This window comes from Nocardioides piscis (genome assembly GCF_011300215.1).
GTDB classification, from domain to species: Bacteria; Actinomycetota; Actinomycetes; order Propionibacteriales; family Nocardioidaceae; genus Nocardioides; species Nocardioides piscis.
The window spans coordinates 892,157-917,441 of record NZ_CP049866.1 but is presented as its reverse complement, the minus strand read 5'-3'; the positions used below and the strand labels follow the sequence as shown (position 1 = coordinate 917,441).

At 70.4% G+C, this 25,285-nt stretch carries 21 protein-coding genes; 10 read left to right on the top strand and 11 right to left on the bottom strand.

What is annotated here, in order from left to right; all coding sequences use genetic code 11:
• The first annotated feature begins 84 nt into the window (after positions 1 to 84).
• The 3 genes from upp (at position 85) to pntB (ending at position 3,801) form a co-directional block, all read left to right on the top strand.
• Positions 85 to 726, top strand: a complete 642-nt coding sequence (upp, locus tag G7071_RS04525) for a uracil phosphoribosyltransferase (protein WP_166315437.1) — start codon at positions 85 to 87, stop codon at positions 724 to 726.
• 101 nt (positions 727 to 827) lie between these two features.
• Positions 828 to 2,360, top strand: coding sequence for a Re/Si-specific NAD(P)(+) transhydrogenase subunit alpha (locus tag G7071_RS04520; RefSeq protein ID WP_166315435.1), 1,533 nt, complete (start codon positions 828 to 830; stop codon positions 2,358 to 2,360).
• A gap of 4 nt (positions 2,361 to 2,364) precedes the next feature.
• Positions 2,365 to 3,801 carry a Re/Si-specific NAD(P)(+) transhydrogenase subunit beta gene (pntB, locus tag G7071_RS04515; RefSeq protein WP_166315432.1) on the top strand — a complete coding sequence of 479 codons (1,437 nt, stop codon included), beginning with the start codon at positions 2,365 to 2,367 and terminating at the stop codon, positions 3,799 to 3,801.
• A 41-nt stretch (positions 3,802 to 3,842) separates the two neighbouring features.
• Here pntB and G7071_RS04510 read toward each other — a convergent pair whose 3' ends face one another.
• Positions 3,843 to 4,577, bottom strand: a complete 735-nt coding sequence (locus G7071_RS04510; protein WP_166315429.1) for a VIT1/CCC1 transporter family protein — start codon at positions 4,575 to 4,577, stop codon at positions 3,843 to 3,845.
• A gap of 79 nt (positions 4,578 to 4,656) precedes the next feature.
• Between G7071_RS04510 and G7071_RS04505 the strand changes: the two genes are divergently transcribed.
• Positions 4,657 to 5,547: an NAD(P)H-binding protein gene (locus tag G7071_RS04505; RefSeq protein WP_166315426.1), complete on the top strand. Its 891-nt coding sequence runs from the start codon at positions 4,657 to 4,659 to the stop codon at positions 5,545 to 5,547.
• Here G7071_RS04505 and G7071_RS04500 read toward each other — a convergent pair.
• Genes G7071_RS04500 through G7071_RS04490 form a run of 3 tightly spaced genes read right to left on the bottom strand, consistent with a single transcriptional unit; the run spans position 5,544 to position 7,975 of the window.
• Entirely contained in the window at positions 5,544 to 6,239 is a 696-nt protein-coding gene (locus tag G7071_RS04500) for a CPBP family intramembrane glutamic endopeptidase (RefSeq protein ID WP_166315423.1), read from the bottom strand. The genes G7071_RS04505 and G7071_RS04500 overlap by 4 nt on opposite strands.
• 4 nt (positions 6,240 to 6,243) lie before the next feature.
• A complete protein-coding gene (gene thpR / locus G7071_RS04495; protein WP_166315420.1) occupies positions 6,244 to 6,819 on the bottom strand; it encodes an RNA 2',3'-cyclic phosphodiesterase in 576 nt (191 codons plus the stop codon).
• A 10-nt stretch (positions 6,820 to 6,829) separates the two neighbouring features.
• Positions 6,830 to 7,975, bottom strand: a complete 1,146-nt coding sequence (locus tag G7071_RS04490; RefSeq protein WP_166315417.1) for an acyl-CoA dehydrogenase family protein — start codon at positions 7,973 to 7,975, stop codon at positions 6,830 to 6,832.
• Positions 7,976 to 8,027: 52 nt separating this feature from the next.
• Between G7071_RS04490 and G7071_RS04485 the strand changes: the two genes are divergently transcribed.
• From G7071_RS04485 to treY, 3 genes are all read left to right on the top strand, one after another.
• The gene (locus G7071_RS04485) at positions 8,028 to 8,927 is read left to right on the top strand and encodes a M15 family metallopeptidase (protein ID WP_246210384.1); all 900 of its coding nucleotides are present in this window, start codon (positions 8,028 to 8,030) and stop codon (positions 8,925 to 8,927) included.
• A gap of 97 nt (positions 8,928 to 9,024) precedes the next feature.
• Positions 9,025 to 11,247, top strand: coding sequence for a glycogen debranching protein GlgX (glgX, locus tag G7071_RS04480; RefSeq protein ID WP_166315414.1), 2,223 nt, complete (start codon positions 9,025 to 9,027; stop codon positions 11,245 to 11,247).
• The gene (gene treY, locus G7071_RS18995; protein WP_246210383.1) at positions 11,247 to 15,377 is read left to right on the top strand and encodes a malto-oligosyltrehalose synthase; all 4,131 of its coding nucleotides are present in this window, start codon (positions 11,247 to 11,249) and stop codon (positions 15,375 to 15,377) included. The genes glgX and treY overlap by 1 nt, the downstream gene beginning before the upstream one ends.
• A gap of 9 nt (positions 15,378 to 15,386) precedes the next feature.
• Here the strand turns inward: treY and G7071_RS04470 are convergent, their stop codons facing one another.
• Positions 15,387 to 16,076 (bottom strand): NAD-dependent deacylase, encoded by a 690-nt coding sequence (locus G7071_RS04470; RefSeq protein ID WP_166315411.1) that lies wholly within the window; start codon positions 16,074 to 16,076, stop codon positions 15,387 to 15,389.
• A 90-nt stretch (positions 16,077 to 16,166) separates the two neighbouring features.
• On the opposite strand from G7071_RS04470, the gene G7071_RS04465 reads away from it, so the two are divergent.
• From G7071_RS04465 to G7071_RS04455, 3 genes are read left to right on the top strand one after another with little or no spacing between them, the layout of a single operon-like run.
• Complete coding sequence (locus G7071_RS04465; protein WP_166315409.1) at positions 16,167 to 16,958, top strand: N-formylglutamate amidohydrolase; 792 nt, start codon at positions 16,167 to 16,169, stop codon at positions 16,956 to 16,958.
• Positions 16,955 to 18,121: a peptidase MATCAP family protein gene (locus tag G7071_RS04460; protein WP_166315406.1), complete on the top strand. Its 1,167-nt coding sequence runs from the start codon at positions 16,955 to 16,957 to the stop codon at positions 18,119 to 18,121. Before G7071_RS04465 ends, G7071_RS04460 begins: the two co-directional genes overlap by 4 nt.
• Positions 18,118 to 19,158, top strand: coding sequence for a glutathione synthetase (locus G7071_RS04455; RefSeq protein ID WP_166315403.1), 1,041 nt, complete (start codon positions 18,118 to 18,120; stop codon positions 19,156 to 19,158). Before G7071_RS04460 ends, G7071_RS04455 begins: the two co-directional genes overlap by 4 nt.
• 3 nt (positions 19,159 to 19,161) lie before the next feature.
• On the opposite strand, the gene G7071_RS04450 is transcribed toward G7071_RS04455, so the two are convergent.
• The 6 genes from G7071_RS04450 to G7071_RS04425 all read right to left on the bottom strand — a co-directional run bounded on the left by G7071_RS04450 (position 19,162) and on the right by G7071_RS04425 (position 25,192).
• Entirely contained in the window at positions 19,162 to 20,493 is a 1,332-nt protein-coding gene (locus tag G7071_RS04450) for an enolase C-terminal domain-like protein (protein ID WP_166315400.1), read from the bottom strand.
• Positions 20,490 to 21,950, bottom strand: coding sequence for an aldehyde dehydrogenase (NADP(+)) (locus G7071_RS04445; protein WP_166315397.1), 1,461 nt, complete (start codon positions 21,948 to 21,950; stop codon positions 20,490 to 20,492). The genes G7071_RS04450 and G7071_RS04445 overlap by 4 nt, the downstream gene beginning before the upstream one ends.
• Positions 21,947 to 22,861: a 5-dehydro-4-deoxyglucarate dehydratase gene (kdgD, locus tag G7071_RS04440; protein WP_166315394.1), complete on the bottom strand. Its 915-nt coding sequence runs from the start codon at positions 22,859 to 22,861 to the stop codon at positions 21,947 to 21,949. Before kdgD ends, G7071_RS04445 begins: the two co-directional genes overlap by 4 nt.
• A gap of 140 nt (positions 22,862 to 23,001) precedes the next feature.
• Positions 23,002 to 23,568 (bottom strand): RBBP9/YdeN family alpha/beta hydrolase, encoded by a 567-nt coding sequence (locus G7071_RS04435; RefSeq protein ID WP_246210368.1) that lies wholly within the window; start codon positions 23,566 to 23,568, stop codon positions 23,002 to 23,004.
• Between the two features lie 95 nt (positions 23,569 to 23,663).
• On the bottom strand, positions 23,664 to 24,443 hold the full coding sequence (locus G7071_RS04430) for a thioesterase family protein (protein ID WP_166315391.1): 780 nt from the start codon (positions 24,441 to 24,443) through the stop codon (positions 23,664 to 23,666).
• Positions 24,443 to 25,192 (bottom strand): alpha/beta fold hydrolase, encoded by a 750-nt coding sequence (locus tag G7071_RS04425; RefSeq protein WP_206062901.1) that lies wholly within the window; start codon positions 25,190 to 25,192, stop codon positions 24,443 to 24,445. Before G7071_RS04425 ends, G7071_RS04430 begins: the two co-directional genes overlap by 1 nt.
• Positions 25,193 to 25,285: the final 93 nt, after the last annotated feature.

Sequence of the window (25,285 nt, the reverse complement as noted above, 5' to 3'; positions counted from 1 at the left end):
GAGAACACCCTGCGGTCGAGCCCAGCGTCGCACGTCTGGTTCGCCGAGGAAACCCCGCCCGGTTCCGGCCACTAGTGTCGGACCATGCGCACGCACGTCGTCGACCATCCGCTGGTCGCCCACAAGCTGACCACGCTCCGTGACCTCGACACCGATTCGCCGACGTTCCGGCGCCTCACCGACGAGCTGGTCACCCTCCTGGCCTACGAGGCGACCCGCGAGGTGCGTGTGGTGACCAGCGAGATCGTCACCCCCGTGGCGCCGACGACCGGGGTGAAGCTGGCCAGTCCCAAGCCGCTCGTGGTGCCGATCCTGCGCGCCGGGCTGGGAATGCTGGACGGGATGATGCGCCTGCTGCCGACGGCAGAGGTGGGCTTCCTCGGCATGCTCCGCAACGAGGAGACGCTCGAGGCGTCGACATACGCCGAACGGCTGCCCGACGACCTGTCGGGCCGTCAGTGCTACGTCCTCGACCCGATGCTGGCCACCGGCGGCACGCTGGCCGCCGCGATCCACTTCCTGACCGCCCGGGGGGCCGACGACATCACCGCGATCTGCCTGCTCGTCGCGCCCGAGGGGCTGGCCAACCTCGAGGCTGCCCTCGACGACCTCGCGGTCCCCGTCACGGTCGTGACGGCCGCGCTCGACGAGCGCCTCAACGACAAGGGCTACATCGTCCCCGGGCTCGGCGACGCCGGTGACCGGTTGTACGGCGTCGCACACTGAGGCCACGCGTGACGGGTGACCAACGCCACCTGAGACGTGAACGCCTCGCGGCTCGCCCCGTGTAGGTTTCCGGACAGTCCAGCCGCCCCCAAGGAGCAACTGTGCGCATCGGCATACCCCGCGAGTCCCGTCCGGGAGAGACTCTCGTGGCCGCGACGACCATCACCGCGGCCCAGCTCGAGTCCCTCGGCTACGAGGTGGTGGTCGAGTCCGGCGCCGGCACGGCCGCCGACCAGACCGACGCAGCCTTCGCCGACGCGGGGATCCGGGTCACCGACGCCGACGAGGTGTGGGCCAGCGACATCGTCGTCAAGGTCAACGCTCCCACCGCCGACGAGATCTGGAAGCTCCGCGAGGGCGCCACGGTCATCTCGCTGATGGCTCCGGCCCGCAGCCCCAAGCTGATCGAGCAGCTCCAGGCCCAGCGCGTCACCGGGCTGGCGATGGACGCGGTGCCGCGCATCTCTCGCGCGCAGGCGATGGACGTCTTGTCCTCGATGGCCAACGTCGCGGGCTATCGCGCCGTGATCGAGGCCGCGCACGAGTTCGGTCGGCAGTTCACCGGACAGGTCACCGCCGCCGGCAAGGTGCCGCCGGCCAAGGTCTTCGTCGTCGGCGCCGGTGTCGCCGGTCTCGCAGCCATCGGGGCTGCCGGGTCGATGGGTGCGATCGTGCGGGCCTTCGACGTCCGTCCCGAGGTGGGCGAGCAGGTCGAGTCGATGGGCGCCGAGTTCGTCACGGTCGACATGGAGCAGGAGGTCTCTTCCGACGGCTATGCCAAGGAGATGACCGCCGAGCAGGAGGCGGCCACCGCCTTGATGTATGACGAGGAGGCCCGCAACGCCGACATCGTCATCACCACCGCGCTGATCCCGGGCCGTCCTGCTCCCCAGCTGATCACCGCCGAGACCGTGGCCAACATGAAGACCGGCTCGGTCATCATTGACATGGCGGCGGCGAACGGCGGCAACGTCGCGCTGACCCGGGCCGACGAGCGGGTCGTGACCGACAACCTCGTCACGATCCTCGGCTACACCGACCTGGCCGGCCGGCTGCCCGCCCAGACCAGCCAGCTCTACGGCACCAACGTCGTCAACCTCCTCAAGCTGCTCACCCCGGGCAAGGACGGCCAGCTCGTCCTCGACCACGAGGACGTCGTGCAGCGCGGCATCACCGTCACCCAGGGTGGCGAGTCGATGTGGCCGCCCCCGCCGGTGCAGGTGAGCGCCGCCCCGGCCGCCCCGGCCGCGCCCGTGGCGAAGCCGGAGCCGGAGCCCAAGAAGCCGGTCGACCCGAGGCGCAAGCTCTATGCCGCCGGGCTCGGTGCGTTGCTGTTCGCGCTCGCCGCGGCCTACGCGCCGCCGGAGTTCCTGGGCCACTTCACGGTCTTCGCGCTGGCGATCTTCGTGGGCTACTACGTCATCTCCAACGTGGCGCACGCGCTCCACACGCCGCTGATGGCCGAGACCAACGCCATCTCCGGGATCATCCTGGTCGGCGGCATCCTCCAGGTCGGCAGCGACAACCTCGCCGTCACCGTCCTTGCCTTCATCGCCGTGCTCGTCGCCAGCATCAACATCTTCGGTGGCTTCCTGGTGACTGCCCGCATGCTCCAGATGTTCCGGAAGGACTGACACGATGGACTTCCTGACCTCCGAGCGCCTGCCCGGCCTGATCCAGGCCGCCTACATCGTGGCCGCGATCCTCTTCATCCTCGCCCTGGCGGGCCTGTCCAAGCACGAGACCGCGCGTCGCGGCAACACCCTGGGCATGACCGGCATGGGCCTCGCGCTCGTCGCCACGCTCGTCCTGGCGGCCCGCAACAGTCAGTACGGCGACCAGCGCCCCCTCGCGGTCACGCTGGTCCTCATCCTGGTGGCCATGGCCATCGGCGCCGTGATCGGCGCCTGGCGCGCCCGCACGGTCGAGATGACCGGCATGCCCGAGCTCGTGGCGATGCTGCACAGCTTCGTGGGCCTGGCGGCGGTGCTGGTCGGCTTCAACTCCTACCTCGCCGAGGACCACCTCGAGGGCTCGCTGGCCACCATCCACGACGTCGAGGTCTTCATCGGCGTCTTCATCGGCGCCGTGACGTTCACCGGTTCGATCGTGGCCTATCTCAAGCTCAGCGCGAAGATGAAGTCGACGCCCCTGACGCTGCCGGGCCGACACCTGCTCAACCTCGGCATCATCGTCGCCTCGGCGCTGCTGCTCGCGTGGTTCATCCCGGTCGAGGGCGACCTCGGCCTCGTTCCCCTGATCATCATGACCGTCCTGGCGCTGCTGCTCGGCTTCCACCTCGTGGCAGCCATCGGTGGCGGCGACATGCCGGTCGTCGTGTCGATGCTCAACTCCTACTCCGGCTGGGCCGCCGCGGCCGCCGGCTTCATGCTCAGCAACGACCTGCTCATCATCACCGGCTCCCTCGTCGGTTCCTCCGGTGCGATCCTGAGCTACATCATGTGCAAGGCGATGAACCGCTCCTTCGTCAGCGTCATCGCCGGCGGGTTCGGCTCCGACGGCGCGGTCAGCGGCGAGGAGCGCGACTACGGCGAGCACCGCGAGGTCCAGGCCGACGAGGTCGCCGAGCTGCTGGCCGAGGCGAAGACCGTGGTGATCACCCCCGGCTACGGCATGGCGGTCGCCCAGGCGCAATATCCCGTCGCCGAGATGACCCGGAAGCTGCGCGAGAAGGGCGTCGACGTCCGCTTCGGCATCCACCCGGTCGCGGGCCGCCTCCCCGGCCACATGAACGTGCTCCTGGCCGAGGCGAAGGTGCCCTACGACATCGTCCTCGAGATGGACGAGATCAACGCCGACTTCCCCGACACCGACGTCGTCCTGGTCATCGGCGCCAACGACACCGTCAACCCCGCGGCGGAGGAGCCCGGTTCCCCGATCGCCGGCATGCCGGTGCTCGAGGTGTGGCACGCCAAGGAGGTCGTGGTGTTCAAGCGCTCGATGGCCACGGGCTATGCCGGCGTCCAGAACCCGCTGTTCTTCAAGGACAACTCACGCATGCTCTTCGGCGACGCCAAGGAGCGGGTCGAGGACATCGTCCGCGCGCTGGGCTGAGTGGACACGAGCGAGCCCCGCTTGCGGCGAGGGGACTCGGCTCAGGCGATCCCCATGCCGACGAGCGAGCCGATCAGGTAGGTCACGCCCATCGAGAGCAGGCCGCCGCCGACGTTGCGGACGATGGCGCGCAGTCTCGGGCTGAGGCTGAGCTTGGCGCTGACGTAGCCGGTGAGGACGAGGGCCAGGGCTACCGCGCCGACGGTGACGGCGATCCGCAGGCTCGCCGGGACGAGCAGCACGCACAGCAGCGGCAGCAGCGCGCCGAGGGTGAAGGCGAGCATCGACGCCCAGGCGGCGTGCCACGGGTTGGTCAGCTCGTCGGGGTCGATGCCGAACTCGAACTCGGCGTGCGCGGCGAGCGCGTCGTGCTCGGTGAGCTCCCGGGCGACCTTGGTCGCGAGGGCGGGGCTGATGCCCTTGGCCTGGAGCATCAGGCCCAGCTCGCGCTCCTCGGTCTCCGGCATCGCCACGAGCTCCTCGGCCTCGAGCTTGAGGATCGACTTCTCGGCGTCTCGCTGGGTGCTGACCGAGACATATTCACCGGTCGCCATGCTCATCGCGCCGGCGACGAGACCGGCCGCACCGGCGATCAGGAGGGCCGTGCGGTCGCTCGTGGCTCCGGCGACGCCCATCACGATGCCGGCTGTCGACACGATCCCGTCGTTGGCGCCGAGGACGGCGGCCCGCAGCGCGTTGATGCGGTTGCCGTCGGTGGCTCGCGTCTGGTCGTGCCAGTGCTGCGGGTCGTGGTCGGTGCCGATCTCCAGGCTCATGCGCCAATGGTCCCCGCCGCACCCAGCGGGGGCAACGAAGGTGAGGCTGGGCTTAACGGTCTGGGCTTAGGGTCGCCACATGACCCGCATCCTCGTCACTGGCGCCACCGGCTTCATCGGCCAGCACCTCGTCCCCGCCCTGCTCGAGCAGGGGCACGACGTCCGCGCGATGACCCGGCGCCCCGACGGCTACTCAGGGCCGGGCACGGCGACGTATGGCGACGTCCACGACGCCTCGACCCTGATCTCTGCGATGGCTGACGTGGAGGTCGCCTACTACCTCGTGCACTCGCTCGACGACGTCGACTTCGAGCGCAAGGACGCCGACGCGGCCCGGGCCTTCGGGCGCGCGGCGGCCGAGGCGGGTGTGCGCCAGATCATCTACATGGGGGGCCTGGGTTCCGACGACCAGGAGCTGTCGGCCCACCTGCGCTCGCGTCGCGAGGTCGAGGGGCTGCTGGGCGAGGGTGGCGTGCCGGTGACGGTGCTGCGCGCCGCGATCGTCGTCGGCGCCGGCGGCATCTCGTGGGAGATCACCCGCCAGCTGGTCAAGAACCTGCCCGCGATGGTGGTGCCGAAGTGGGCGTCGACCCGCACCCAGCCGATCGCGCTCGAGGACGTGGTGCGCTATCTCGTCGGCGTGGCCGATCATCCCGGCGCGATGGGGCGGGTCTTCGAGATCGGTGGTCCCGACCAGCTGACCTACATCGAGATGCTCCAGCTGGCGTCCGAGGCCGACCGCGGCAAGCGCATCCCGCTGGTCTCGGTGCCGGTGCTCACGCCGCGGCTCTCGTCCTACTGGCTGGCCCTCGTCACCGACGTCGACGCGACGACCGGCCGCAACCTGATCGACTCGATGAGCACCGAGGTCCTGGTGACCGAGCAGTCCATCCGCGACGTCGTGCCGGGTGACCCGCTGACCTACGAAGAGGCCGTACGCCGAGCGGTGGCCCCGGAGAAGAAGCGTTAGCCCAGCACCAGCGGCAGCGCGAGGAGCATCGACAGCGACCACGTCACGTGGGTCAGGATCGGGGCCAGCACGCCCCCGCTGGCCCGGCGTTCGAGGCCGACTACCACGCCGATGAACACAGCGGCGAAGGCCAGCATCGGGTTGCCGGTCGCAGCCGTGGCGAGACCATAGGCGATGGTCGTCCACACGACGGGGTGACGGGGGATGGCGGCATACAGCGCCCCTCGGAAGAAGAGCTCCTCGGCGATGCCGTTGACCGCGGTGATGACGATCAGCAGGGACAACGAGCCCTGGTCGGCATAGTCGAGGACGTCGCGGACGCGCTCGGCCAGCCAGGGGATCTCGCGCACCACCAACGAGCCGCCGAGGAAGACCGCCGACAGGACGAGCCCGACGAGCACCGGCGGCCACACGGGGCGACGAGCGACCTCCACGCCGATGTGGCCGAGGTGGAGGTTGCCGGAGGCGAAGGCACCGATCGCCCACACGGCCGCGAGCGCGAAGGTCGCGGGATAGAACCACAGGCTGCCCGGCTCGATCCGCAGCGACCAGCCCAGGGTGGCGGCACCGATCAGCACGACCGCGACGCAGACCAGCTGGCGGCGCCGCAGGTCGGCGTCGGTGTCGCGGTGGTTGCGCGGCGACTTGTCGACCAGCGAGTGGCGCAGGGTTCGCAGAAGGGGTCGGTGCACGGGTTCAGGCTAGGCGGTGGGTCGAGACGACCTCGTGCCGAGGACGCCGCCGCGGCCCCTCGCCGAGGTGGGAGGCGACGAGTGCGACCTCGTCGACGACCCAGGCCGGTCCGTCGTAGGCGTCGAGCAGGCGCACCCAGGACGAGACGTTCTCCGGACGTCCGAGCCGGGCGAGCGTGACGTGGGACACGAACCGCTGACCGTCGACACGCGCGCCTGCCTTGGCCATCGCGGAGCGGCAGCCGGCGGCCAGCCGGCCGAGCTCGAGCTCGGATGACTCGTCGCCAAGGTCGGCCTCGGTCCGGGCGAACAGCACCCGGGCCCGGTCCGGATCGGGGAAGGTGCCGCCGCCCGCCAGGCGCAGCCGGACGGCCCGGCGCTTCCCGGCGGCGAGCTCCAACCGCTCGGTGAGGTCGTCGAGGCAGCGGTCCGGGACGTGCTCGGAGAAGGCCAGCGTCAGGTGCCACTGGTCGGGGAGCGTCCAGCGGAAGGCGGCCGCGCCACGGCGTGGGTCGAGGAACTCGTCGAGGTCCTCGACCACTTCTGGCGGCGGGATCGCCGCCACGAACATCCGGGTCATTGGCCGGACGTCACAGACCCAGGTCACGCCCGATCAGCATCTTCATGATCTCGTTGGACCCGGCCCAGATCTTGGTGACCCGGGCGTCACGCCAGGCGCGGGCGACACGGTATTCGTTCATGTAGCCATAGCCGCCGTGGAGCTGGACGCAGTGGTCGAGGACCTCGCTCTGCACCTGCGAGGTCCACCATTTGGCCTTCGCGGCGTCGACGGCGGTGAGCTTGCCCGACGTGTGCTTGAGCACGCACTGGTCGACATAGGCCTGGGTGACCTCGACCTGGGTGACGAGCTCCGCCAGCAGGAACTGGTTGTGCTGGAAGCTGCCGATCGGCTGGCCGAACGCCTTGCGGTCCTTGGCGTACTGGATCGTCTCCTCGAGGATCTGGGCGGCGTGGGCCAGGTTGGTGATGGCCGAGCCGAGACGCTCCTGCGGCAGGAACTGCATCATCGAGATGAAGCCGGTGTCGAGCGGGCCGACCAGGTCGTCGTTGCTGACCCGGACGTCCTCGAAGGCGAGCTCGGCGGTGTCGGACTCGTCCTGGCCGACCTTGTCGAGCACGCGGCCGACCGAGAAGCCCGGCAGGGTCGTGTCGACGGCGAAGAGGGAGATGCCCTTGGCCTTCTTCTCCGGGCTCGTGCGTGCGGCGACGAGGACGATGTCGGCCGACCCGCCGTTGGTGATGAAGGTCTTGGAGCCGTTGATCACCCAGTCGTCGCCGTCGCGCACCGCGGTCGTCTTGAGGTTGGCGAGGTCCGAGCCGCCCCCGGGCTCGGTCATGCCGATGGCGGTGAGGATCTCCCCGCTCGCGGCGCCGGGCAGCCAGCGCTTCTTCTGCTCGTCGTTGGTGAGGTGCACGAGGTAGGGCACGGTGATGTCGGCGTGGATGCCCAGGCAGCTCGGCAGGGTCATGTTGACCTTGGCGAGCTCCTCGGTGAGGACGGCGTTGAAGCGGTAGTCGCCTGCCTCGGCTCCGCCGAACTCCTCGGGGATCTCCAGGCCCAGCAGGCCCGCCTCGCCCGCATCGAGCCAGAACTGCCGGTCGAGACCGTGGCCCTCGGCGTAGCTCTCCAGGTTGCCCACGACCTTGCGGTCGAGGAACTCCTTGACGGAGGCGCGGAACGCCTCGTGGTCCTCGTCATAGATCTCGCGGCTCATGGGCTCGATGTTACCGGCGGGTCACTCGGGTGTCGCGAGATAGCGTGCAGGTGTGACGAGACGAACGCCCGTCGGCTCGGCCGTCGCGTTCGTGGCCGTCGCCCTGCTGGCCGGGTGCGGCGCCGCCCAGACGGATCCGCCGTCTCCCCTGGCCGAGCCGACCGGCTCGGCGGTCGAGGACGGCCGAAGGCCCCTCACCAGACCCGGAGCGCCGGGCACCCTGGTCGAGCCGGCCACCGGCCTGGGTTCCAGGCCCCCCGCCTGGCTCGGCACCCGCGAGCTGCCCCGCACCAGCAGCGGCTATGGCGAGGTGCGCCCCACGCCGCCGGCGCTGCGCAACCGGCGCTTCACCCTGCCCGACACGGTCCCCATGCTCGGGGGCAAGGGGTTCGCGGCCAAGGTGGTCTCCCCGGCGCCGGGGCGGGTGATCGCCCGGTCCACCTGGAAGCCCGGCTGCCCGGTCGGTCCCGGCGACCTGGCCTGGGTGCGACTGGCCTTCTGGGGCTTCGACGCCCAGCGGCACACCGGTGAGCTGCTGGTCCACCGCACCGTCGCCCGCGACATCGTCGAGGTCTTCGGCACGCTCTATCGCCAGCGCTTCCCCCAGGAGCAGGTGGTGATCGTGAGGTCCTACGACCCGGACGCCCCGCCGACCGGCGACGGCAACGGCACCGGGGCGTTCGTGTGCCGGCCGAGCACCGGGGCGACGTACTTCTCCCAGCACGCCCATGGCCTGGCGATCGACCTCAACACCTTCCAGAACCCCTACGCCAAGGGGGAGGTCGTGCTGCCCGAGCTGGCGAGCGCCTATCTCCGCCGAGATCGGGTACGGGCAGGGATGATCGTGCCGTCCGGCCCGGTCGTCGAGGCGTTCGCCCGCATCGGCTGGGAGTGGGGCGGCGACTGGCAGCAGTCGCTGGACTACCAGCACTTCAGCCAGAACGGTCGTTGACCCGGTTCGCGCAGGCCCGTCCGCACGGGTGTCGGCGGCTAGGAGCAAACGCCGCCGACGTGGTTAGGTTGGATCGATCCAACAATCGAGGAGCACTGTGCAGATCTGGCCTGGAACGTCCTACCCGCTGGGTGCCACCTTCGACGGCAGCGGCACCAACTTCGCCCTGTTCAGCGAGGTCGCAGACCGGGTCGAGCTGTGCCTGTTCGAGGAGGACGGCACCGAGACCCGGGTCGAGGTCAGCGAGGTCGACGCCTACGTCTGGCACTGCTACCTGCCGACCGTGCAGCCCGGTCAGCGCTACGGCTATCGCGTGCACGGCCCTTGGGACCCCGCCAACGGGCTGCGCTGCAACCCCAACAAGCTGCTGATGGACCCCTACGCCAAGGCGACCAGCGGCGAGATCGACTGGAACCAGTCGCTGTTCGGCTACAACTTCGGCGACCCCGACTCCAAGAACGACGAGGACTCGGCCGCCCACATGCAGAAGAGCGTCGTGATCACGCCGTTCTTCGACTGGGAGGGCGACCGCCGCCTCAACATCCCCTACAACGAGTCGTTCATCTACGAGGCCCACGTCAAGGGGCTCACGCAGCTGCACCCCGACATCCCCGAGAGCGAGCGCGGGACCTACGCCGGTCTCGCCCACCCGGCCGTCACCGACCACCTGACCAAGCTCGGGGTGACCGCCATCGAGCTGATGCCGGTGCACCAGTTCGTCCAGGACAGCACCCTGCTCGACCAGGGCTTGCGCAACTACTGGGGCTACAACACCCTCGGCTTCTTCGCACCGCACGCCGACTATGCCGCCAACCGCGAGCACGGACAGCAGGTGCAGGAGTTCAAGGCGATGGTCAAGGCGATGCACGCCGCCGGCATCGAGGTCATCCTCGACGTGGTCTACAACCACACCGCCGAGGGCAACCACCTGGGCCCGACCTTGAGCTTCAAGGGCATCGACAACCCGGCCTACTACCGCACGGTCGAGGACGACCAGCAGTACTACATGGACTACACCGGCACCGGGAACACCCTCAACGTCCGCCATCCGCACTCGCTGCAGCTGATCATGGACTCCCTGCGCTACTGGGTCACCGAGATGCACGTCGACGGCTTCCGCTTCGACCTCGCGTCGGCCCTGGCCCGCGAGTTCTATGACGTCGACCGGCTCGCGACCTTCTTCGAGCTCGTGCAGCAGGACCCGGTCGTCAGCCAGGTCAAGCTCATCGCCGAGCCGTGGGACGTCGGTCCCGGTGGCTACCAGGTCGGCAACTTCCCGCCGCAGTGGACCGAGTGGAACGGTGCCTACCGCGACACCGTCCGTGACTTCTGGCGCGGTGAGCCCTCGCTCGGCGAGTTCGCCTCCCGGCTCTCCGGCTCCTCCGACCTCTACGAGGACTCTGGCCGGCGCCCCTTCGCGAGCATCAACTTCGTCACCGCCCACGACGGCTTCACCCTGCGCGACCTGGTCTCCTACAACGAGAAGCACAACGAGGCCAACGGCGAGGACAACAACGACGGCGAGAGCCACAACCGGTCCTGGAACCACGGCGTCGAGGGACCGACCGACGACCCCGAGATCCTCGAGGCGCGCGCCCGCGAGCAGCGCAACTTCCTGGCCACGCTCCTGCTCAGCCAGGGCGTGCCGATGCTGCTGCACGGCGACGAGATGAGCCGGACCCAGAACGGCAACAACAACACCTACGCCCAGGACAGCGAGATCAGCTGGGTCCACTGGGACCGGGCGGACAAGCCCCTGATCGAGTTCACCGCCGCCGTCGCCAAGCTGCGCTCCAGCCACCCGACGTTCCACCGCAAGCGCTTCTTCACCGGAAAGACCGTTCGAACCGGCGACTCCGCCACGGGAGGGGAGCGCCTCAACGACATCGTGTGGCTGGCCCTCGACGGCAGCCCCATGGAGGACGACAGCTGGGAGGGCTCGAAGGCGATCGGGATGTATCTCAACGGTGACGGCATCGCCGGCAAGGACGCCCGCGGCAACACCATCACCGACGACCACTTCCTGCTCTACTTCAACGCAGACGGTCCGGCCGACGTGACGCTGCCACCCGAGGAGTACGCCGCGGCGTGGGACATCGTCATCGACACCGGCGGCTCGGCCGACTCCTCCGAGACGCTGGCGGCCGGCGCAAGCCTCGCGCTGACGACGCACAGCATGGTCGTCCTGCGTGAGCACGCGGAGCCGGAGCAGGAGCCGGACCACTCGGTCGCGGCCTCCCTGGCCTCGCTGGCCGACACCGGTGCCGAGGACAGCACCCCGGCGGCCGACCAGCGGCACCGCGGCGACGCCACCATCTGATGCGCGCCCCCGTCAGCACCTATCGCCTGCAGATCACCGACGACTTCGACCTGCATGCGGCGGCCCACGTGCTGCCCTACCTGCACGACCTCGGGGTGGACTGGGTCTATCTCTCGCCGCTGCTGGCGGCCGAGTCGCAGAGCAACCACGGCTACGACGTCTCCGACCACGGTCGCATCGACGCCGCCCGTGGTGGCGTGGCCGGGCTGTCGGCGGTCGCGGCCGAGGCCCACCGCCTCGGCATGGGCGTCCTGGTCGACATCGTCCCCAACCACGTCGGGGTCGCCCAGGCGAGCGACAACGCCTGGTGGTGGTCGGTGCTGACGCACGGCCCGGCGTCGGAATATGCCGAAGCCTTCGACATCGACTGGGCCGCCGGCGGAGGCCGCCTGCGGATCCCGGTAGTGGGTGACGACGACCTCGCCGAGGACGGCACCATCGCCAACCTCACCGTCGAGGCCGGCCAGCTGCTCTACCACGACAACGCGTTCCCGCTGGCCCCCGGCAGCGCCGACGACTGGACCGACGGGACGGACGGGCACGGGCCCACCGCGCAGGACGTGCACGCCCGCCAGCACTACGAGCTCGTGAGCTGGCGCCTCGCCGACGCCGGCCTGAACTACCGGCGCTTCTTCGCCGTCAACAACCTCGCCGCCATCCGGGTCGAGGACCCCGAGTGGTTCGAGCGCTCGCACGACGAGATCCGCCGCTGGTTCACCGAGGGGCTGGTCGACGGCCTCCGGGTGGACCACCCCGACGGGCTGCGCGACCCCGAGGGCTATCTCGCCGACCTGGCCGAGCTCACCGGCGACGCCTACGTCCTGGTCGAGAAGATCCTCGAGCCCGGCGAAGAGCTGCTCACCTCCTGGGCCACCCAGGGCACGACCGGCTATGACGCGCTCGCCCTCATCGACCGCGTCCTCACCGACCCGGACGCAGCCGAGCGGCTCGGCGCCCTCGACGAGCGACTCCGCGGCGGGCCGATCGACTGGCACCGGATGGTCCACGACAACAAGCGCGACGTCGCTGACGGCATCCTGCGCTCCGAGGTGCTGCGCATCGGCCGGGAGCTGCGCGTCGCCATACCGGACGCCCCGGCCGACACCGAGGACGCGGTCGCCGAGCTCATGGCCTGCTTCCCCGTCTATCGCTCCTACCTGCCGCAGGGCCGCGAGCACCTCGACCAGGCCTTCGCCCTCGCACGCGAGCACCGGCCTGACCTGTCCAAGACCCTCGACGTGCTGCTGCCGGTGCTGTCCGACCCGACCCAGCCGCCCGCGCTGCGCTTCCAGCAGACCTCCGGCATGGTGATGGCCAAGGGTGTCGAGGACTGCTCCTTCTATCGCTGGTCGCGGCTGACCTCGCTCAACGAGGTCGGTGCAGACCCGTCGGTCTTCTCGGTGGACACCGCCGACTTCCACGCCGCCATGGCCACCCGGCAGCGTGAGTGGCCGCAGGCCATGACCGCGCTCTCCACCCACGACACCAAGCGTGGCGAGGACGTGCGCGCCCGCATCACCGCGCTCGCCGAGGTGCCCGACGTCTGGGAGCATGCCCTCGACCGCCTGCTCGACCTCGTGCCGCTCCCCGACGCCGGCTTCGCCAACCTGCTGTGGCAGGCGGTCGTCGGCGCCTGGCCCGCAGCCGGGCTCGATGCCGACCTGCGCGAGCGACTTCACGGCTATGCCGAGAAGGCGATGCGCGAGGCAGGCGACCGCACCACCTGGACGGCTCCGGACGAGGCCTACGAAGCCGCCGTGCACGCAGCCGTCGACGCTGCCCTCGACCGGCCCGAGGTCCGCGCTGTCCTCGACGAGGTCCTCGGCGCCGTCGCCGACGCCGGCTGGAGCAACGCCCTGGCGGCCAAGCTGGTCGCGATCACCATGCCCGGAGTCCCCGACGTCTATCAGGGCAGCGAGCTGTGGGAGCAGAGCCTGGTCGACCCCGACAACCGTCGCCCGGTCGACTACGACTCCCGTCGACGCCTGCTCGAGTCGGTCGAGGCCGGCGAGCGGCCCCGCCTCCTCGGGGGAGTCGACGATCCCGGTCACGCAAAGCTGCTGGTCACCCGGGCCGCACTCCGCGCCCGCCGCGACCGGCCAGAGCTCTTCAGCGACTACACGCCGCTCGAGGCCCAGGGGCCCGCGGCCGGCCACGCCCTCGCGTTCGACCGTGGTGGCGCCGTCGCCGTGGCCACCCGGCTGCCGCACGCACTGGCGACCCGCGGCGGCTGGAGCGACACCGTCCTGCCCCTGCCCCCGGGCGAGTGGGTCGACGAGCTCTCAGGTCGGACCTTCACCGACACCGCGCCGCTCGCGGAGCTCCTTCGCGAACACCCGGTCGCCCTGCTCCTGCGTGCTGCGGCCTCGACGGCGCCGACGACCCGAGGACGCTTCGACGTCTGGGCGCCCCGTGCCTCGTCGCTCACCCTCGTCGCCGACGACACCCGCCTGCCGATGGTCCGCCGGTCCGACGACTGGTGGACCCCTGAGGACCCGGGCGCCGTCCCCCACGGCGAGGTCGACTACGGCTATGTCGTCGACGACGGCGACCGTCCGCTCCCGGACCCGCGCTCACGCCGCCAGCCCGACGGTGTCCACGGCCTGTCACGGACCTTCGACGCCGACGCCCACTCCTGGAGCGACCAGGGCTGGACCGGACGTCAGCTGGCCGGCTCGGTGATCTATGAGCTCCACATCGGCACCTTCACCCCCGACGGCACCCTCGACGCCGCGCTCGGCAAGCTCGACCACCTGCGCTCGATCGGCGTCGACTTCGTCGAGCTGATGCCCGTCAACGCCTTCAACGGCACCCACAACTGGGGCTACGACGGCGTCCTGTGGTCCGCGGTCCACGAGGCGTACGGCGGTCCTGCGGCCTACCAGCGCTTCGTCGACGGCTGCCACGCTGCCGGGCTCGGGGTGATCCAGGACGTCGTGCACAACCACTTCGGCCCCTCGGGCAACTACCTCCCGCAGTTCGGGCCCTACCTCAAGCAGGGCTCCAACACCTGGGGCGACCTGGTCAACCTCGACGACGAGGGCAGCGACGAGGTCCGGCGCTTCATCCTCGACAGCGTGCGCATGTGGTTCACCGACATGCACGTCGACGGGCTCCGCCTCGACGCAGTGCATGCGCTGTCCGACGAGTCGCCCACCCACCTGCTGGAGGAGATGGCGGTCGAGGTGGCAGCGATGTCCGCCCACCAGCGCCGCCCGCTGACCCTGATCGCCGAGTCCGACCTCAACGACCCGGTGATGGTGACACCGCGCGAGGCCGGCGGCCATGGCCTGGACGCGCAGTGGAGCGACGACTTCCACCACGCCGTCCATGTCGCCCTCACCGGCGAGACCGAGGGCTACTACGCCGACTTCGAGCCGCTCGCGGCTCTCGGCAAGGTGCTGACGAAGGGCTTCTTCCACGACGGCACCTTCAGCTCCTTCCGCAACCGTCCGCACGGTGTGCCGATCGACACCGAGACCATGCCGGCGTGGCGGCTCGTCGTGGCCAGCCAGAACCACGACCAGATCGGCAACCGCGCCCGCGGCGACCGGATCACCGAGGCCCTCGACGACGACCAGCTGGCCTGCGCGGCGCTCCTGACGCTGGCCTCCCCGTTCACGCCGATGCTCTTCCAGGGAGAGGAGTGGGCGGCCTCCACGCCGTTCGCGTTCTTCACCTCCCACCCCGAGCCCGAGCTGGGGCAGGCGACGGCCGAGGGCAGGCTGGCCGAGTTCGAGCGGATGGGCTGGGACCCAGCCGTCGTCCCCGACCCGCAGGACCCGGCGACGTTCCAGATGTCGAAGCTCGACTGGGACGAGGTCGCCCACGGGCGCCACGCGACCATGCTCGAGGTCTATCGCCAGCTGGGTCGCCTGCGCCGCGAGCTGCCCGAGCTCACCGACCCCGACCTGCGCAAGGTCGAGGTCGAGGTCGACGAGGAGGCCAGGACCCTGGTCCTGCGCCGGGGCGCGGTCACGGTCGTGGTCAACGTCGGGCCACAGGCGGCCGACGTCGCAGTGGCCGGAGCCAACGAGGTGCTGTTCGCGACGCCGGCCGGCGTCGAGCTGCGCGACGGCGTCGTCGGCATACCTGCGCATGCCGGGGTGCTGTTGCGTCGAGTGGGGTGACGCAGGCGATCAGCCCAGCACCTCGTCGACCCAGGCTGGGACCAGCTCGCTGGCGGGGCCCCGGCGTGACTCGTGGAAGTCGCTCGAGGAGTCGCTGCGGTCGAGGTTGAGCTCGAGGGTCTGCTTGCCGTTGCCGATGGCGTAGTGGACGAAGGCCGCGGCGGGATAGACCACGCCCGAGGTGCCGATCGAGACGAACAGGTCGCAGTCCCACAGTGCTTCCTCGATCGCCTCCATGTCGTAGGGCACCTCGCCGAACCACACGACGTCGGGGCGCAGGCTCGACGACCCGCAGCCGGGGCAGGGCGGGCGGTCGACGAGCGTCCCGTCCCAGGTGTGCCGCGCGCCGCACACCGTGCACCAGGCAGCCCGGAGACGGCCGTGCATGTGGTGGACCCTGCTCGTTCCGGCCCGCTCGTGCAGGTCGTCGACGTTCTGCGTCACCAGGTAGACGGCGTCGCCGAGCGCCGCCTCCAGCCGCGCCAGCGCGTGGTGCGCGGCGTTGGGGCGCACCCTGCTCAGCGCCGCGCGCCGCGCGTCGTAGAAGCGGTGGACGAGGTCCGGGTCGGCGGCGAACGCCTCCGGCGTCGCGACCGTCATCGGGTCGTGGCCCTCCCAGAGGCCGCCCGAGTCGCGGAAGGTGGCCACTCCGCTCTCGGCGGAGACGCCTGCTCCGGTGAGGACGACGATGCGAGTCACGAACCCAGTCCTACCAGCCGTGGCGGCGAGCCCCACCCATGAGGGTCCGCCGGGTTGTGCGGCCGCCCCCCGAACCGATAGGGAAGGCACATGGGAGCTGAGGGAATCGTCGAGTTCGTGGGTGACTGGACCGGACAGGTCGTCGCCACGTCCGTGCACGCCGGCCACGAGGTGCGCCCCGACCTGGCGGAGCTGATGGTGCTCCCCGAGGCCGACCGCTTCCGCGAGGAGGACCCCTACACCGACCGGATCGCGAGCGTCGTGCCCGACCGCGTCATCACCCACCGCTCGCGTTTCGAGTGCGACCTCAACCGCCCCCGCCGCGAGGCGGTCTATCGCACCCCCGACGACTGCTGGGGACTCAAGGTCTGGCGCGACGAGGAGCTGCCCGACGAGCAGTTCGAGGGCAGCCTGGCGACCTACGACGCGTTCTACGACGCCCTCGGGCCGCGGCTCGACGAGGTCGCGAAGCGCGGGCCCTTCGTCCTGCTCGACGTGCACTCCTACAACCACCGGCGCGACGGGGCGGACGCCCCGCCGGCTCCCGTCCAGGAGAACCCCGAGGTCAACGTCGGCACCGGCAGCGTCGACCACGACCTCTTCGAGCCGCTCGTCCAGCGGTTCATGGCGGACCTGCGATCGCGCGAGCTCGGCTGCGGGGCGATGGACGCGCGCGAGAACGTCGCCTTCGAAGGACGCAACCTCGCGTGGTTCGTCCACGACCGCTATCCCCGCATCGGGTGCGTCCTGGCGCTGGAGTTCAAGAAGACGTTCATGGACGAGTGGACCGGCGAGCTCGACCAGGTCGGGCTCGACTGCGCCCGCGCGGCCCTCGAGGCATCCCTGCCCGGGCTGCACGAGGAGCTGGGCCGACTCGGATGAGCGACTCCCCGCTGAGTGCGGGCGACCTCGCCGTCGACCACGCACTGGCCCAGCTGTCGGCGAGCATGAAGTTCCTGCTCGAGATCACGCCCGTCGACGCCGACGACCTGCGCGGGGAGTTCCTCGACGGTGACCTCGACGAGCCGGAGTTCACCTATCGCGAGCTCGAGGCCGAACCCGACGTCGTGGCCGCCGAGCTCGAAGCCATCGACGTCTCGTCGGTCGAGGACACCACGCTGTCGCACCTCCTGCGCGCGAAGCACCGCGAGATGGAGCTGCAGCTGGAGATGCTGCGCGCCCGCGACACCGACGACTTCCTGGCCCTGAGCATCGACCTGTACGGCGGCGTGTCACCCGCCCTGCGCAAGCAGGCCGAGGCCTTGCTGGCCGCGGTGCCGTCCGCCGAGGCCCCCGGCGACGCCCTGCACGCAGAGGAGTTCCTGGCGCTGGCCCTGGAGGAGATCGCGCACTATCGCGAGCAGGACCACGAGATCGAGATGCACGCCGAGGTCAGGCCCGACGTCAACGGCGTGATGGTGTCGGGGGACACCCTGCTCATCGGCCCGGAGTCGACCGTGCAGCGGGCTCGCGCGGAGGCGCTGCTCCACCACGAGGTGGGCACCCACCTCGTCACCCAGGTCAACGGCGCCGCCCAGCCGGTGAAGGTGCTGGGCGCCGGGCTCGCTGGCTATGACGAGACCCAGGAGGGGCTCGCCGTGCTGGCTGAGGTCGCCTGCGGCGGACTGACCGCGTTCCGGCTTCGGCAGCTCGCCGGGCGGGTGGTCACGGTGCACCGTCGGGTCGCCGGGGCCAGCTTCACCGAGGCCCACGACGCGCTGGTCGAGGCCGGCTTCCCGCGAGGCAGCGCCTACACGACCGTGATGCGCGTCTTCCGCGCCGGCGGGATGACCAAGGACGCGATCTATCTCCGCGGTCTCGTCGACCTGCTCGAGCACCTGCGCGACGGCGGCAGCCTCGACCTGCTCTTCCGGGGCAAGTTCGCCCTCGACGACCTGCCGCTGATCGCCGAGCTCGACGAGAAGGGCGCGCTGCACCCCCAACGCATCAAGCCTCGCTACCTGGCCGACCCGGCCGCCATACGCCGCATCGAGCTGGCGTCACAGACCATTGAGCTCCACCAACTCCTGGGAGGGACCCCATGAAGATCGGCTTCGTCGTCAACGACATCGCAACCGAGGACCCCCGCTACACCACCAACCGGCTCGCGATGGCCGCCAAGGAGATGGGCCACGAGGCGTGGTTCATGGGGATCGGGGACTTCTCCTACGAACCGGACGGCTCGCTCAGCGCCAAGGCGAGCATGGGCCACGCCAAGACCTACCGCTCGCTCCAGCGGCACCTGCAGGACGTGCAGAAGCCGGACGTCCAGGAGCTGATCGGCCTCGAGGAGTTCGACGTCGTCATGCTGCGCAACGACCCGGCCGACGACGCCGAGTCGGCGCCGTGGGCCAACAACGCAGGGGTGGCGTTCGGCCAGCTGATCGCAAGCTCGGGGGTGCTCGTGGTCAACGACCCGACCACCCTGGCGAGCGCGCTCTCCAAGGCCTACTTCCAGCACTTCCCCGAGGTGGTGCGCCCCCGGACCCTGATCTCGCGCGACGAGGCGCAGATCAACGACTTCATCAAGGACCTCGGTGGCAGGGCCGTCCTCAAGCCGCTGCAGGGCTCCGGGGGCAGCGGTGTCTTCCTGATCGACCGCAAGGAGGGGCCCAACCTCAACCAGATCATCGAGGCGATCTGCCGCGACGGCTATGTCGTCGCCCAGGAATACCTCCCCGAGGCCAAGAAGGGCGACATCCGGCTGTTCGTGATGAACGGCCAGCCCCTGCAGGCCGACGGCGCCTATGCCGCGTTCCGCCGCACCAACAACAGTGACGACATCCGCTCCAACATGTCGGCCGGCGGCAAGGCGGTGAAGGTCGCCATCACCGACGACATCCTGGAGATGGTCGAGGTCGTCCGCCCCAAGCTCGTCGCGGACGGGATGTTCCTCGTCGGCCTCGACATCGTCGGCGACAAGCTGATGGAGATCAACGTCTTCAGCCCCGGCGGCCTCGGCAGCGCCAAGGAGCTCAACGAGGTCGACTTCGCGCCCGTCATCATCGGCGAGCTCGAGCGCAAGGTGAGCATCCGCAAGCACTACCGCGAGATCGACAACACGACGCTGGCGACCAGCTAGTCGTCACCTGACGAGGCAGGGGCGCTTCGGGTCGAAGGTCCAGTCCGGCACGAGGAACTGCATCGCCGCGGCGTCGTCACGGGCTCCGAGGCCGTGCTCGAGATAGAGGGCGTGCGCCTCGGCGACCCGGTCGCGGTCGAGCTCGACGCCGAGCCCCGGTGAGGTGGGTACGGCGATGGCGCCGTCCACGACCTGCAGCGGCTCCTTCGTCAGGCCCTGCCCGTCCTGCCAGATCCAGTGCGTATCGAGCGCGGTGATCTCGCCGGGCGCGGCGGCGCCGACGTGGGTGAACATCGCGAGCGAGACGTCGAAGTGGTTGTTGGAGTGCGAGCCCCAGGTGAGACCGAAGTCGTGGCAGAGCTGGGCGACCCGCACCGAGCCGGCCATCGTCCAGAAGTGCGGGTCGGCGAGCGGGATGTCGACGGCGTTGGTGCGCACGGCGTCGGCCATCTGCCGCCAGTCGGTGGCAACCATGTTGGTGGCTGTCCGCAGACCGGTGCGCCGCTTGAACTCCGCCATCACCTCGCGGCCGGAGAAGCCGTCTTCGGCGCCGCAGGGGTCCTCGGCATAGGCGAGCACGTCGTCGAGGCCGTCGAGCAGCCGGACTGCCTCGTCCAGCAGCCAGCCACCGTTGGGGTCGAGGGTGATCCGCGCGTCCGGGAAGCGCTCGTGCAGGGCGGTCACGGCGGCGACCTCGTCCTCGCCGGGGAGCACGCCGCCCTTGAGCTTGAAGTCGCTGAAGCCATAGCGCGCTTGGGCAGCCTCGGCCAGGCGCACGATCGCGTCGGGGGTCATGGCCTCCTCGCGACGCAGTCGCTCCCAGTCGTCCAAGCCGTCCGGCTCGCGGAGGTAGGGCAGGTCGGTCCGGTCGGGATCACCAACATAGAAGAGATAGCCGAGCATGGGCACGCTGCTGCGCTGCTGGCCGTCGCCGAGGAGCTCCGCGACGGGTATGCCGAGGGCCTGCCCGGACAGGTCGAGCAGCGCTGACTCCAGCGCGGTCACCGCGTGGATGGTCGTGCGGAGGTCGAAGGTCTGGAGTCCGCGGCCCCCCTTGTCGCGGTCGGCGAACCGCGTGGCCACCTCGCGCAGCAGGCTCTTGTAGGTCGCGAGCGGCTGGCCGACGAGCAGCTCGGCGGCGTCCTCGATCGTGCCCTTGATCAGCTCGCCGCCCGGCACTTCCCCGACGCCCTCGCGGCCGTCGGAGTCGGTGACGATCGCGATGTTGCGGGTGAAGAAGGGGCCGTGCGCGCCGCTGAGGTTGAGCAGCATCGAGTCGTGCCCCGCGACCGGGACGACCTCGACCCCGCTGATCGTGGTGGCGATCTTCGTCATCGCTCGAGCGCTCCGTCGATGCGCCGGGTCAGCCCCCACGGGTTGTCGTCGCGCAGTGCCTCGGGCAGGAGGTCGGCGGGGACGTCCTGATAGGCGACCGGGCGCTGGAACCGCTCGATCGCGCGACTGCCGACGCTGGTGGTGCGGCTGTCGGACGTCGCAGGGAAGGGGCCGCCGTGGACCATCGCGTGGCCGACCTCGACGCCGGTCGGCCAGCCGTTGAAGAGGACGCGGCCGACCTTGAGCTCGAGGACGGGCAGCAGCTGCTGCGCTGCCTTCCGGTCTGCGGAGGCACTGTGGATCGTCGCGGTCAGCTGTCCCTCGAGGTGGTCGAGGCTGGCGGCGAGAGAGTCGGTGTCGGCGTAACGGACGACGACCCCAGCGGCTCCGAAGACCTCGTCGGTCACGCCGTCGAGGGTCGAGGCCTCGGCGACGACCGGGGCGGGGGCGTGCTCGCCGCCCTCGGTGCCGGTGCCGACGACGCTGACGCCGTCGGTCTCCTTGAGCCGACCGGTGCCGGAGGCGTAGGCCTCGGCGATGCCGGGGGTGAGCATCGTCTGGCCGGTCGTCGCTGCGACGGCCTCGGCGGTGGCCCTGAGGAAGGCGTCGCCTGCCTCGCCGGCAGGCAGGAAGAGCAGGCCCGGGTTGGTGCAGAACTGCCCTGCGCCGAGGGTCAGCGAACCGACGTACGCCTGGGCGAACACCGCGATGTCTCGCTCCGCGAGCGCACCGGGCAGGACGACCACCGGGTTGATCGAGGACATCTCGGCATAGACCGGGATCGGCTCGGGGCGCCTGGCTGCGGTCTCGGCGAGGGCGAGCCCGCCGTTGCGGGAGCCGGTGAAGCCGACGGCCTTGATCCGCGGATCCTTGACCAGTGCCTGGCCGAGCTCGAAGCCACTGCCCTCGTCGAGCAGGAACGCGAACGTGCCAGCCGGCAGGCCGCACTGCTCGACTGCGCGACTGGTGGCCTGCGCGACGAGCGTGCCGGTGCGGGGGTGGGCCGGGTGGCCCTTGACGACGACCGGGCAGCCAGCAGCCAGGGCCGAGGCGGTGTCGCCGCCGGCCGTGGAGAAGGCGAGCGGGAAGTTGCTGGCGCCGAAGACGGCAACGGGGCCGAGCGGGATCATCCGCTGGCGGACGTCGGGTCGCGGCAGGGGAGCGCGGTCCGGCAGGGCTGGGTCGATCCGGACGCCGAGGTGATCGCCTCGGCGTACGACCTCGGCGAACATCCGCAGCTGGCCGGTCGTGCGCCCGACCTCGCCGGTGATGCGTGCGAGAGGAAGGTGGCTCTCGGCGACGGCGGCCTCGATGATCGCGTCCTTGTCGGACTCGATCTCGGCGGCGACAGCCTCCAGGAAGGCGCCGCGCTGCTCGGGCGTGGTGGCGCGATAGGCCGCGAAGGCCTCTGCTGCCGCCGTGGTGGCGGCCTCGACCTCGGTCGTCGTGCTGGTCATGCGATCCTCCCGATCAGCTCGCGGAGCTCGGCGACCTCACCCTCGTGCAGGTCGGTCAGCGGCGGGCGCACCCGGCCACCTTCACGACCGACCGCGGTGAGGCCGGCCTTGACGATGGAGACGGCGTAGCCCTGGGTGCGGTCGCGGACGTCGAGGTAGGGCAGGACGAACTCGTTGAGTCGACGGTAGACCTCGACGCGGTCCTGGGCGCGGACGGCGTCATAGAAGTCGATCGCGAACTGGGGCACGAAGTTGAAGATCGCGCTGGAGTAGGTGCTCACCCCGAGCTGGAGGAGCGGTAGGGCGAAGGTCTCCGCGGTGGGCAGGCCGCCGACATACATCAGGCGGTCGCCGACACGGGCATAGGTGCGTGTCATCTGCTCGATGCTCCCGACGCCGTCCTTGAAGCCGATGAAGGTCGGGTTGCGGTCGGCGAGCGTCGCGACGGCCTCGTCGAGGAGGACGGCGTTGGCGCGGCTGTAGACGACGACGCCGAGGCTGGTGGCCTGGCAGACCTGGCTGACGTGCTCGACCAGTCCGGCCTGGCTGGCCTCGGTGAGGTAGGGCGGCATCAGCAGCAGACCGCTCGCGCCGGCGGCCTCGGCGGCCTTGGCCTGGGCGATCGCGTTCTTCGTGCTCCCCGTGGCGGGGGCCAGCACGGGTACGGCGCCGGCCACCTCGTCGACAGCAGCCCGGACCACCCGGTCGGTCTCCTCCGCTGTCAGGGAGAAGCCCTCCCCAGTCCCGCCCGCGGCGAAGAGCCCGGCGACGGGATATTCGGCCAGCCAGGCGAGGTGCTTGCGATAGGCCGCCTCGTCGAACTCCAGGTCGCCGCTGAAGTGCGTCACCGGGAACGAGAGGAGACCGCTCTTCAGCTGGGTCGCGAGGTCGGTCGGGCTGTACTCGGTCACAAGGCGTCCTAGTGTCGTGGCGGGCGGTGCTCACCACGCTAGGAGCGTGAACGATGCCTGTCCAAGGCTGATTTTGTATGCGGTGATGCAGTGCGGGTATGGCAACGGCCGGCGTCACGGCAGGCGGGCGCCAGGCGGAGTCAGTCGATCAGTCGGTCGAGGAGCTCGAACGACTCGTAGGGCTGGTCGAAGTCTCCGTAGTGGCCGTCGTCGCGGACGATCTGGGTGCCGCCGAGCCGTTCGAACATGGCGCGACCCTGCCTGTCGTCGCAGCCGTAGGGATCCGTGCGGGAGTTGATGAAGTAGAGGTCGCGGACGTTGGCCCGGATGGCCGCCCAGTCGTAGGCGTCCTGCAGGACGGGTTCGTCCTCGGTGTTGGGCTGTGTGCAGTAGCCCGCGACGAGGATGGCCTGGTCCACCGGCGTGTCGATGTGCTCGAGGATCGCGAGCAGCAGTGCGGCCCCGCCCGAGTGGCCGACCAGGACGGTGTTCGCGTCGAACCTGTGGTCGGCCAGCACCTTCGGCAGGAACGTGGTGATGGGCTCGACGTTGAGGGTGGGGTAGTGCGGCGCCACGACCGCGTAGCCGCGCGCAGCCAACCGCCCGCGCAGCCACGGAAGCCATGCGACGTCGGGGTGTGCGGCGGTGCCGTGGAAGAGGACCGCCTTGCGGTTCAGTGCCCGACCTGCGACGACGTGTTCTGTCATGTCGCCACCTTGTCAGGGTTTGGCCAACGGTCCACGAGGTCATGAAGGCGGCACGGTGCCAAGCGACGTCACCGACGGCGCCAGCGTGCCCGCCGTCAGTGCCGACTGCTCGGTCGCACGGTCAGCGTCTGCGCCATGGTGCCGAGCGGACCGTCCTCGTCGTGCAGGACGCTGCTGGTGACACCGACGCCGTGAACGCCGAAGGAGACCGTGGCGTCGAACCCGGTCCAGGCGCCGACGGGTTCGCGCAGCAGGTGCGCGGTGAGGTCGAGGTTGGGGAACGCGACGGCGCGGGGGTCCGCCCGGACGCTCATGCCGTTGACGATGTCGAGCATCGCGGCGGTGCGGGCGAGGGTGCTGACGGGCTCGCCGTCGACCAGCGCGACGTCGGTGGTGGTCCACACGACTGCCCGACCCGGCTCCTCCTGCCGGCGCCGGACCTCGGCTGAGGCGATGAAGCCGCCGGGCCACACGGAGGTGGGGTCCCACCCAGGGGTCTCGCGCGGTCCCGGTATGGCGGGGAGCCGGCCACCGGCGAGGGCGTCGGTCTGACCTGGGCGCATCAGCCAGGCTCGCAGCGTGACCGCGGTGCGGCCGTCGTGGCTGAGGGAGGCCTCGACGAGCTCGACCGTGCGGCCGGGACGCAGCACGCGGACCGAGGTGGTGACCTCGTCCATCGGGATGGTGCCCCAGATGTCGTAGGACAGGCGGGTGACGAGCAGGCGGTCCTCGCGGCGGCTGTCGCGGTCCTGCTCGGTCACGTGGGCAAGGAGACCGAGGGCGGGGGCGACGTGCTGTTCATCCGGGTTCCACGCCCCAGAAACGTGCTCGGTGGGTCGGTAGGTCGACAGTCCGGTGCGTTCGAAGTAGGGCATCAAGGTGTCTCCGGGACCAGTTGGCGTGTTAGCGCCAGGACCGCCTGCGGGTCCTCGACGTGCGCGTTGTGCCCGAGCCCCGAGAGCACGACCGGGTCGTCCGCCAGCGCTGCGAGGTCGTCATCACTGACCATCGGGTCGTGCTCACCGCGAGCCAGCACGACGGGACACGGAGCCTGAGACAGCAGGAGGGCCATGTCTGGCACTCCCACCCCGAACGTCGCCGGGTCCTGGGCGACCCGCCACCCGTCCGCGGTCTCGACGACACCGGCAGCAACCCGTGGGTCGTCGCCGGGCACGAGCTCCGAGAGCCCCGCCAGCCGCAGGTGCCGCTGCACAGCCTCGGCGCGAGAAGCGAAGAGCTGGACAGGACGACCAGCCAGCCGCTGCGCCCCGGCCACGTCTGACTCGGGCCAGCTCACCTTCACCCCGAACGCCACGACACCACGCACCCGCGGATCGGTCGCCAGCTCCAGCGCCACGACCCCACCCATCGAGTGGCCGACGATCACGACGTCCCGACCGGCCGGCAGCGTGGAGAGCACGGCGTCGGCGTGTCGCCGGAAGGAGTACGGCGCAGCCCAGTCCGAGCGCCCGTGGCCGGGCAGGTCCACGACCAGCCAGCCACCGGGCCAGCTCGCAGGAAGCAGGGCCTCGACACCGCCATACGCCCCGGCGCTCGCTCCCAGCCCGTGCAGCAGCACGAGCAGCGGTCCGTCGTCGCGACCGCCTGTTCGGGACCAGATCACGCGACCACGCTAGCGATGAGCCTGGGGATGAGTCGAGCGTCGTTGTCGATGGCCTCCTCTAGCGTGCGAAGCACCAGGTCAACCGGCCGAGAC

Excerpts from the sequence above, each read along its gene's own strand:
- G7071_RS04505 (WP_166315426.1), top strand. The coding sequence starts at position 4,657 with ATGACCCGCATCCTCGTCACTGGCGCCACCGGCTTCATCGGCCAGCAC.
- G7071_RS04465 (WP_166315409.1), top strand. The coding sequence starts at position 16,167 with ATGGGAGCTGAGGGAATCGTCGAGTTCGTGGGTGACTGGACCGGACAG.
- G7071_RS04455 (WP_166315403.1), top strand. The coding sequence starts at position 18,118 with ATGAAGATCGGCTTCGTCGTCAACGACATCGCAACCGAGGACCCCCGC.
- upp (WP_166315437.1), top strand. The coding sequence starts at position 85 with ATGCGCACGCACGTCGTCGACCATCCGCTGGTCGCCCACAAGCTGACC.
- G7071_RS04445 (WP_166315397.1), bottom strand. The coding sequence starts at position 21,950 with ATGACCAGCACGACGACCGAGGTCGAGGCCGCCACCACGGCGGCAGCA.
- G7071_RS04510 (WP_166315429.1), bottom strand. The coding sequence starts at position 4,577 with ATGAGCCTGGAGATCGGCACCGACCACGACCCGCAGCACTGGCACGAC.
- G7071_RS04435 (WP_246210368.1), bottom strand. The coding sequence starts at position 23,568 with ATGACAGAACACGTCGTCGCAGGTCGGGCACTGAACCGCAAGGCGGTC.
- G7071_RS04460 (WP_166315406.1), top strand. The coding sequence starts at position 16,955 with ATGAGCGACTCCCCGCTGAGTGCGGGCGACCTCGCCGTCGACCACGCA.
- thpR (WP_166315420.1), bottom strand. The coding sequence starts at position 6,819 with ATGACCCGGATGTTCGTGGCGGCGATCCCGCCGCCAGAAGTGGTCGAG.
- G7071_RS04430 (WP_166315391.1), bottom strand. The coding sequence starts at position 24,443 with ATGCCCTACTTCGAACGCACCGGACTGTCGACCTACCGACCCACCGAG.
- treY (WP_246210383.1), top strand. The coding sequence starts at position 11,247 with ATGCGCGCCCCCGTCAGCACCTATCGCCTGCAGATCACCGACGACTTC.
- pntB (WP_166315432.1), top strand. The coding sequence starts at position 2,365 with ATGGACTTCCTGACCTCCGAGCGCCTGCCCGGCCTGATCCAGGCCGCC.
- G7071_RS04490 (WP_166315417.1), bottom strand. The coding sequence starts at position 7,975 with ATGAGCCGCGAGATCTATGACGAGGACCACGAGGCGTTCCGCGCCTCC.
- G7071_RS04450 (WP_166315400.1), bottom strand. The coding sequence starts at position 20,493 with ATGACGAAGATCGCCACCACGATCAGCGGGGTCGAGGTCGTCCCGGTC.